This is a genomic window from Aliibacillus thermotolerans, from assembly GCF_027853235.1.
Taxonomy (GTDB): Bacteria; Bacillota; Bacilli; order Bacillales; family Marinococcaceae; genus Aliibacillus; species Aliibacillus thermotolerans.
The window spans coordinates 1-3,325 of record NZ_WKJG01000077.1 but is presented as its reverse complement, the minus strand read 5'-3'; the positions used below and the strand labels follow the sequence as shown (position 1 = coordinate 3,325).

At 37.2% G+C, this 3,325-nt stretch carries 2 protein-coding genes and 1 riboswitch; of the genes, one reads left to right on the top strand and one right to left on the bottom strand.

Annotated features, from left to right (window positions below; translation table 11 throughout):
* Nucleotides 1-294 precede the first annotated feature (294 nt).
* A complete protein-coding gene (locus GJS40_RS11915; RefSeq protein ID WP_270898083.1) occupies nucleotides 295-1,191 on the bottom strand; it encodes an ABC transporter substrate-binding protein in 897 nt (298 codons plus the stop codon).
* Nucleotides 1,192-1,281: 90 nt separating this feature from the next.
* A riboswitch (TPP riboswitch) is annotated at nucleotides 1,282-1,393 on the bottom strand.
* Between the two features lie 323 nt (nucleotides 1,394-1,716).
* On the opposite strand from GJS40_RS11915, the gene GJS40_RS11910 reads away from it, so the two are divergent.
* A complete protein-coding gene (locus GJS40_RS11910) occupies nucleotides 1,717-2,991 on the top strand; it encodes an ISL3 family transposase (protein ID WP_270898082.1) in 1,275 nt (424 codons plus the stop codon).
* Nucleotides 2,992-3,325: the final 334 nt, after the last annotated feature.

The following is a 3,325-nucleotide window of genomic DNA, read 5'->3' as shown; positions in this document are numbered from 1 at the left end:
CTCCGAAACGTCGGACATCTAGGGCAGGGACTGCCCGAAGTAACGCTCAAGGAGACGAAAGAGTGCTTTCGTCGAGGAGTTGAGAAGCTCCCACTTCAAGCGTTAGCTAAGTGGCGAGTAGTTCACGCTCATCCATGAGACCATGAAGTGTTTGTTCAAACTGTGAAACGATAAAATTACTCATCATACTCCCTCACTTTTTTATATGATATAAGTAAATTATACCATGAAGTTAGTTTTCTAAAAATAAAAATAATTTTAAAATAGAGGGGATTTCAATCTCCCCTCTAAAATTTACAGGCTACATTCATTCGTCCAATAGTCCGCGGGATCAATCGTCTCTTTAATTTTCCCTGTCTGGTGTAACCATTTTTGCAACTGATCATAGTAATCCGTGGACATCGAAAAGTCATACGTAAAACATGGAATCGTCGCATGAATTGTTTTGTTAATGAACAGATCGTCTTTATCTTCTTTCGTGAACTCCAAGTAAATTTCTTTTGCTTGCTTAGGATTTTCCTTGATGTGATCAATGGCTTTACGTAATACTTTGACGAAACGTTGAAAAACAGGCTTTCTCTTTGCGAATATTTCCCGGGAAGTAATGAGTATTAATTGACAAAAGTCAGGGACATTCCAATCTTTCAACGCAAAATAATCAACGTCTAACCCTTTTAATCTCGCTTCCACCATTTCAAAGTTTTGAAAAATTAATGTTGTCGCATCCGCCAAATCTTTCGCCAAGGCTTCTGTGTGGTAAAAGCTATTGTTCACTGGTTGAAAATCTTCGTAACGACATTCTCCTCCATCCGCTTCTACCATCGTTTTCACAATCGCAAGTCCCCCGAGTCCTGGTGCACCAGGGTATTGAATTCGTTTGCCAATTAAGTCTCGCGGCCGCTCAATTCCTTTTCCGCGCTCAAACATAACACCACCATTCGTATGTAAAAAGCGTGTAAACCCAATCACATCTTCCCCATTTCCACGATCCTCCACAAGATGGAGAGGCTCAGTAATGGCGATATCCATCATTCCTGCTTTTATTTCATCCATCGCGTCAAAATGTTCTTCCGGCTCAATCATCTCCACTTCCAGCTGTACTTCGGCAAACCACCCATGATGGATACCTAGTATGAGTGGTAAATGATCTGGGTTTCTAAACCATTCGAGTCCAATTCTAATTTTTTCCATTCTCCTCATCCTCCTATTAAAAAATAAAAAAAACAGCGAACACACTCGTAGGAGTGAAATCCGCTGTTTTGATTCACCAAATGATCATCAAAAACAATCGATTCACTTCCCTACGCTAGCATGAACTAGATCAGGTTCAAAGGGTTGAAAGATGAATTAATCTTTCTCTCAGCTTTTTACAAAAGCACCCCTAGTGAAAAACTTATTCAAATGAATGTTTCATAAATGAATCTATTTTTTATTATACTCTATTTTACTCATTGACGCACTAGCTATTCAAATCTCTTTCAAATGCAACACGAAAGTTTTGAACTTCTATTTCGTCGTTAATAGAGATTTGATCTATATCTTTCGTATAAACAAACTCAATTCCACCGACTCCTTGAATCGTTTGAGTTGGTTCTACAATATTTGGTGTTGGTGAGTATAAACCAGCACCAATTTTTTACGCAAAAAAATGAGACACATGACAAAACTCTGGTAAAATGTAATCGCTAAACCACATTTTACAAGGAGTGATGTCACATGTCTCATCATTATTCTATCCGAAATTTGCTAAATATAAAAGATAAAAATATCTACTTTGATGAAAACTTTTGTACAGAAGAAACGATAAAAGGGGTACAATCAAAAGTCTTTCATGGTACGTTGACTTACCAACCAAAGGCTTGTTACGCTTGCGGTCATGTGTTTGATGATCAAATCATCAAACATGGCTTTAAAACTTCCGTCATTAAAATGCCTAGTATCTCGGGGTTTCATACCTACTTAAAATTGCGTAAACAACGCTATTTCTGTAAGCATTGCCGTTCCACTTTTACCTTAAAAACAAATATTGTGGCTCAAAATTGTTACATCTCTCATAATACCAAGGCGGCTATTGCCCTTCATGCGAAAGAGAAAATCTCAGAAAAAGATATTGCCAAACATTATAATGTTTCTCACTCTACCGTTAATCGAATAATAAACAGTTTTTATGATTACTATAAGCCGAATTATAACTATCTTCCTAAACACTTGTGTTTTGACGAGTTTAAGTCTGTAAAATCAGCAGTTGGAGCGATGTCCTTTATTTATTGTGATGCGCAGACAGGAAAGATTATCGATATCGTGGAGGACAGAAGACTACATGTCCTGAAAGATTATTTCTTACGTTATTCAAGACGGGCGAGATACGCCGTTAAAACCATTGTGATTGACATGTACAGCCCTTACATTTCACTAATTCAAGACATTTTCCCTAAAGCCAAAATTATTATTGACAAATTTCATATCATTCAGCTATTTAGCAGAGCTTTAAACAAAACTCGGATCAGAGTAATGAATCAAGATAAAAAGAATTACAACAAATTAAAAAAATATTGGAAACTACTCCTAAAAGATCAAAAAAATATGGATTATAAAAACTATACGTACCATCGTAGCTTTAAAAAGCTTATGCGTGAAGTCGATATCATTCACTACTTGTTAGATTTAGATTCGGAATTAAAAGCTTCATACGAACTATATCACTATGTGCGATTTTGCGTAAAAAACAAGGAGTTTGAGCTGTTGAAGAAGGCATTGGATAACAAACAAAAAAATGTTTCTAACTACATGAAAACTGCCATTTCAACGACAAGGAAGTACATAGATTATGTGGAGAATACGCTGAAATACGATTATAATAACGGCATTTTAGAGGGGATTAACAATAAGATTAAGGTGATTAAACGAATTGCCTTTGGTTACAGAAACTTCTATCATTTTAAAAACCGGATTCTAATCACCCACAATTTGGCAACTATAAAAACAGCTTAGAGGAATCTCTACCCCTCTAAGCTGTCCGATTACATTTTACCAACGAACTGTCTCTAAAAAGCCTCACCAACACTATTTGACAAAGAACCCAAAAATCCCCCTAGGATACGCCTAGAGGGACTTGGTTGTATATCGTATGTATTTTTTGCGTAAACAGTTCGCTTAAAATGTGCAACGGTTTATTATTTATAGGGAAAGTATCTAGCGGGTGAACTACTCGCCACTTAGCTAACGCTTGAAGTGGGAGCTTCTCAACTCCTCGACGAAAGCACTCTTTCGTCTCCTTGAGCGTTACTTCGGGCAGTCCCTGCCCTAGATGTCCGACGTTTCGGAG

Coding starts and splice junctions, on each gene's coding strand:
- GJS40_RS11910 (WP_270898082.1), top strand. CDS start 1,717: ATGTCTCATCATTATTCTATCCGAAATTTGCTAAATATAAAAGATAAA.
- GJS40_RS11915 (WP_270898083.1), bottom strand. CDS start 1,191: ATGGAAAAAATTAGAATTGGACTCGAATGGTTTAGAAACCCAGATCAT.